Here is a 5,378-nt window from a genome sequence, read left to right as displayed (position 1 = left end):
TGCATCAAGCGCTACCTCGCCCGCCACATCTACCGCACACTCAACGCCTCAACAACAAGCGCGCCTTGACAGACATAGAAGAGTCTAGGGGACAGCAAACGTCGCTACGAGCACCCAGTGCGACATGTGCTGTCCCCTACTTGGGTTCAGTACTTGATGGGTTCCATGCGGCCGGAGCGGAGGGAGAGGACGGCGGCTTCGGCGATCGCCTGGGCTTTCAGGCCATCTTCCAAGGAAGGGGATGGAGCCGCGCCGCCGTCGAGGGAAGCAACGAAGGCCGCAAGCGCTGCTGCGTACGTTGGCTGCACGCGTTCGAACCAACCGGGGTGCAGCCCGTCGTCCACCACGGAGGTGCCGGAGTAGCGAGACACGGCTCCATTCCGGTGGCGGCGGGCTTCCACCATTCCTTCCGAACCCATGATCTCGATCCTCTCGTCGTAGCCGTATCCTGTGCGGCGTATGGAATCGATCTGGACCAACGCCCCACCGGGGAGCCGCAACGTGACCGCGGAGGTGTCGACGTCGTCGTACTCCACAATGCCGGGCTCCGCCAAAGCCGAGCCGGCAGCGAAAACTTCCACGGGATCCAGCCCGGACAGCCAGCGCGCCAGGTCAAAGAAATGCACGGTCTGGTCCCGCATCTGGCCACCGGAAACCGCCACGTAGGACAGCGGCGGCATGGACGGACCGCGCGAGGTGAGCTGGATGAGTTCCACCGTGCCGATCTCACCCGAGTCCACCACGCGCTTGAGTTCGGCGTAGTCGCGGTCGAAACGTCGGTTGAAGTCCACCATCACCGGGACGCCGGCCTCTTGCGCGAACGCAGCGGTCTCGCGGGCGCGGTCCAGGTCCAGGTCGATCGGTTTCTCGCAGAGGGCGGCAATTCCGGCGGCGGCAGCCCGGCGAAGGTGTTCGGCGTGCGTATCGGTGGAGGACGCGATGAAGACTGCGTCGATTTCCTCGGGGTTGAACACTTCCTCGATCGAGGTCGCGGCGGTAGCACCGTGGGCGGCGGCGAGGGACTGCGCGCGCTGCTGGTCCACGTCGTAGACCAGGCGGAAGTCGATGCCGGGATGCGCGGCGAGGTTGGCTGCGTGAACGGAACCGATGAAGCCGGCTCCCAGGAGGGCGAAACGGGGCATGTCAGACTGCTGCTTTCTGGTAGGCGGATGCGGGGACTTTCCACGCGGAATCGTCGTGGTGCGAGGCCGCGACTGCCTCGACGAACTGGACGCCGATCAGGCCGTCGATCCCCGTAGGGAAGGACAGCTCCCGCTCCGGGAGCGGTGAAGAATCGCGGCGTGCGCGGAGGACCTCGGCGAGGTCGGAGTAGAAATTGGCGAAGGCTTCAAGGAAGCCCTCCGGATGGCCCAAGCCGACGCGCGTAAGCCGGGACGCGTCGTCGTGCAGGGTGCGGAGCCCGTGCGTGAGGATGGTGGTGGTGCCGGCGAGGTCCTGAACCGTGAGATGGTGCGGGTCCTCGTGCTGCCATTCGAGGCTGCCCTTTTCGCCGAAGATACGGATGCGGAGTCCATGGTTGTGGCCGGTGGCGGCCATGCTCGCCCAAACCCGCGCCGGGACGTTGCCCGTCAGCTCCAGCTCCACGGTGGCGTTGTCGAAAACACGCCTCCCCGGGACGAACGTCTGGAGCCGGCCGGACAAGCGCTGCGCCTCGAGCCCGGTGATGTAGCGGAGCAGGTGGAAAGCGTGGGTACCGAGGTCCCCCACGACGCTCGGAAAACCGGCGATGTCCGGGTTCGTGCGCCACTTCGCCTGCTTATGGCCTTCGTCCTCCAAAGGCGTCGAGGCCCAGCCGGAGGCATGTTCGACGTCGACAAACCGGATGGCGCCCAGCTCGCCGTTGCGGACCATGCGTGCAGCCTGGCGAACCATCGCGTAGGCGGAGTAGCAGTGCGGGACGGCGAGGATTGCGTTGTTCTCCTCGGCGATGCGGACCAGTTCTGCGGCGGTGGCGGAGTCCTGGGTCAGGGGCTTCTCGCACACCACGGAAATGCCCTTCTCAAGGAAGGACCGGGCGATCCCGAAGTGGCTGTCATTGGGGGTCGCCACAACAACGATGTCCACCCCGTCTTCGCGTTCCGCCTCGGCGGAGGCCATTTGTTCGACGCTGCCGTAGTTGCGGTCTCCGGGCACGCCGAGGTGGGCCGCGATGTCGCTGGACGTGTGCGGATCCCGACCGAAGATTCCGGCCTGGAGATCGTAGTGACCGTCCAGCCGCATGGCGTAGCGGTGGGTCTTGCCGATGTCGGCGCCCGGCCCTCCGCCAACCATCCCAGCTACCAGTTGCCGCGAATTCGGTGCACTCATGAAAGATCCTCATTGACTCTTTGGAATTTACTTGGACCGGTCCATAATGGCTAAGGAAGGTCGCAGCCGTCAAGCCCCCTAAGCTTGAACGGGTCACTGACGAGAGGAGACACCGCATGGCCACGAAGCCCACCATCCGCGACGTCGCGAGTGCCGCCGGCGTCTCCAAATCCCTGGTCTCCCTGGTCCTCCAGGGCTCTGCCAACGTCAGCGAACCCCGCCGTCGCGCCGTCCTGGATGCCATGGAGCAACTGGGCTACCGGCCCAACAGACTGGCGCAGCGCTTGTCCGGACCACGCAGCGGAACCATCGGCGTGATGCTCAACGACATCCGCAACCCATGGTTCGTCGAGCTCCTGGAGGGGCTCACCGCCTCCCTTCACTCGGCGGGTGTTTCGCCGGTCCTCGCCGATTCCTACACGGACAACCGCGTGGGCCGCAGCTCCGTGGAGACCCTCCTGGAGCAGCGGATCGACGGGCTGGTGGTGGTGGGAACCACGGTGGAGTCGGCTGCCATCGAACGGGCCGCACAGAGCATCCCGGTGGTTCTGGCCGGTACCCGCGAACCGCACCTCCCCGGCGTCGACATTGTGGTCAACGACGACGACGCCGGCGCGCGGCAGGCCACCGAACACCTCCTCTCCCTGGGCCACCGGCGCATCGCACACCTGCAGGGCCCCGGCGAAGTGGGCAAGTTGCGGCGGGTGTCGTTCGAGCGGACCATGAACGATTCCGGAATGGAGCCCGTGGTGGTTGCCGGCGGCGTGAGCGAGGAAAGCGCCTATGCGGCGGCGGGCAGGTTGCTCTCTTCCGCAGAGAGGCCCACCGCGATCTTTGCGTACAACGACATCGCCTGCATCGGCGCCCTGTCCGCCGCCGACGATCTTGGCTTGTCCGTGCCCCAGGACCTGTCCTTGGTGGGTTACGACAACACGTACCTGGCCAAGATCCGCCACCTCTCGCTGACCTCCGTGGACAACGGAAACCTTGCCGTGGGCGTGGAGGCCGGGAAGTTCATCCTGGAACGGCTCACCGCCCCGGAACTCCCGGGAAGGTTGCACCAGGTACCGTCGCAGTTGCAGGTCCGGGGATCGTCGGGGGACGTGCCGGCCCGGGGCTGACTCAGCGTCGGCCCAGCAGCAAGACTCCCGCGTTGGCAGCAACAATCAGGCCTATCCCCGCCCACTGCACCGCGGCCAGGTCCTGGTGCAGCACGAGCGCGCCGATGATGGCGGCGAAGACCGGGTTGATGCTCATCAGGATGCCGAACAGACTGGCAGGTACCCGCCGCAGGGCAATCAGGTCCGCCACGTACGGTAGCACCGAGGCCAGGATCCCAGCGCCCACGGCACAAATGACGGCGAACCCGTCCACGGGCTGGCTCAGGAAAACCACGGCGGCGACCGGCAGGAAGAGCGTGGCGGACACCCCCGTGGCCGCCGCAGTCCCTTGGATTCCCTGGATTCTTTGGCCGACCACGCGGTTCAGGAGAATGTACGCGGCCCAACTGCACGCCGCCATGAGGCCCAAGGCGATTCCCGCGAAATCGGTGGAGGCTTCGGGCCGGGTGATAGCCACGACCCCACCGGCCGCAGCCACGGCGCAGAGGACGTTGCCCTTCCGATGGGAGCCGGCCTGGCGTCCAGAGCTGATCAACGCCACAGCCAACGGCCCTAGGAACTCCAACGTCACAGCGAGGCCCAATCCGATGCGCTGGATTGCCGCGTACAGCCCGAGGTTCATGGTCCCGAAGGACACGGCCAGCAACAGAATAGGCCACCACTGATGCCACTGCAGATCCCGCAGCCGCGGCCGCACCAGGGGAAGAAGGACGGCCGCGGCAACGAGCTGCCGCACAGCCACCACGCCCACCGGCCCCAGGGCAGGGAAAGCCAGCGATCCACTCGCTGCTCCGAGCTGGTTGGAGAGTGCGCTGGCCACGAGGGTAGCGGCACCACCGGCCTTTCCTGCTGCGGCATGGGTCTGGTTCATGAGGAGATTCTGCGCTTGCTGTGTCCATCCACTAAATGCATGAATGACGCTATTTATACGCTGAACGCATGAATAGAATGGGCCGCATGGACGTGGAATTGCGGCAACTGCGCTGCCTGCTCGCAGTGGTGGACGAGGGCACATTCACGGACGCCGCCATCGAGTTGCGGATATCCCAAGCTGCGGTCTCGCGGAACATCGCAGCACTGGAGGGCGCTTTGGGTGTGAAGCTCGTGCAACGGACCACGCGCAGCGCTGCGCTCACACCCGCGGGCGAGCGGGCCGTCGCCAAGGCACGGCGGATCGTCGCCCTGCTGGCCGACCTTGAACGCGACGCCCGCGCCGGCACCGGCCAGGCCCGTATCGGCTACGCGTGGTCGGCACTCGGCGAGCACACCACGGAGTTCCAACGGCAATGGAAGGGCCGCTTCCCGCACACGGAACTGCACCTGGTCCGCTCCAACACACCCAGCGGCGGCCTGCTGGACGGAACCACAGACTTCGCGATCCTTCGCCGCCTCCCCCAAGGCGCCGCCGTCGAGCACGTCCTGATCGGTGAGGAGAAGCGGTACTGCGCCATGTCCGCGGACGATCCCTTGGCCTCGCGGCGTTCCGTGACGTTGGCGCAGATTGCCGCGATGCCAGTGGCGATGGACCTCCGGACCGGCAGCACCACGCTGGACCTGTGGCCGGAGCGCGGGCAGCCCCAGGACGTTATCCCCATCAACGACATTGACGATTGGCTGACCGAGATTGGCAGCGGAGCGGCACGGGGCATCACGGCTGCGTCAACCGCGCACCAATACCGCCGCCGGGGAGTCACGTACCGTCCCGTCCGCGATGCACCGACGGTTCCGGTGTACGTGGCGTGGCTGAAGAAGGATCCGCCTCAGGACCGGGAAGCAGTGGTTGGTTTACTGGCCGGCTTATACCGATGACTGAACACCTCACGTCCGCAGCGTGGTGTGGTGGTGGTTTCGTCGGGGTGTTTGGGTGGGGTCGATGTGTGGTGGTGGGGTGAACCAGGGGATGCCGTTGTTGGTGGTGATTTTCCATTG

5 protein-coding genes are annotated in these 5,378 nt (G+C 66.0%); 2 read left to right on the top strand and 3 right to left on the bottom strand.

Translation table 11 applies throughout. The annotated features are described in order from the left end of the window. Window positions 1–146 precede the first annotated feature (146 nt). Together ACIPV6_RS23530 and ACIPV6_RS23525 are read right to left on the bottom strand one after the other, a co-directional pair. The gene (locus tag ACIPV6_RS23530; protein ID WP_400273212.1) at window positions 147–1,142 is read right to left on the bottom strand and encodes a Gfo/Idh/MocA family oxidoreductase; all 996 of its coding nucleotides are present in this window, start codon (window positions 1,140–1,142) and stop codon (window positions 147–149) included. Between the two features lies 1 nt (window position 1,143). Next, entirely contained in the window at window positions 1,144–2,328 is a 1,185-nt protein-coding gene (locus ACIPV6_RS23525; protein ID WP_400273211.1) for a Gfo/Idh/MocA family protein, read from the bottom strand. Window positions 2,329–2,444: 116 nt separating this feature from the next. Between ACIPV6_RS23525 and ACIPV6_RS23520 the strand changes: the two genes are divergently transcribed. Next, the gene (locus tag ACIPV6_RS23520) at window positions 2,445–3,449 is read left to right on the top strand and encodes a LacI family DNA-binding transcriptional regulator (protein WP_400273210.1); all 1,005 of its coding nucleotides are present in this window, start codon (window positions 2,445–2,447) and stop codon (window positions 3,447–3,449) included. 1 nt (window position 3,450) lies between these two features. Here ACIPV6_RS23520 and ACIPV6_RS23515 read toward each other — a convergent pair whose 3' ends face one another. After that, entirely contained in the window at window positions 3,451–4,320 is an 870-nt protein-coding gene (locus ACIPV6_RS23515) for an EamA family transporter (protein ID WP_400273209.1), read from the bottom strand. An 86-nt stretch (window positions 4,321–4,406) separates the two neighbouring features. Here ACIPV6_RS23515 and ACIPV6_RS23510 point away from each other — a divergent pair, with 86 nt between their 5' ends. Beyond that, window positions 4,407–5,258 carry a LysR family transcriptional regulator gene (locus tag ACIPV6_RS23510; RefSeq protein WP_400273208.1) on the top strand — a complete coding sequence of 284 codons (852 nt, stop codon included), beginning with the start codon at window positions 4,407–4,409 and terminating at the stop codon, window positions 5,256–5,258. Window positions 5,259–5,378: the final 120 nt, after the last annotated feature.

Source organism: Paenarthrobacter sp. NPDC089988 (assembly GCF_044748465.1).
Classification (GTDB): domain Bacteria; phylum Actinomycetota; class Actinomycetes; order Actinomycetales; family Micrococcaceae; genus Arthrobacter.
The sequence above is the reverse complement of the archived record's forward strand: the minus strand, read 5'-3'. Positions and strand labels throughout refer to the sequence as shown.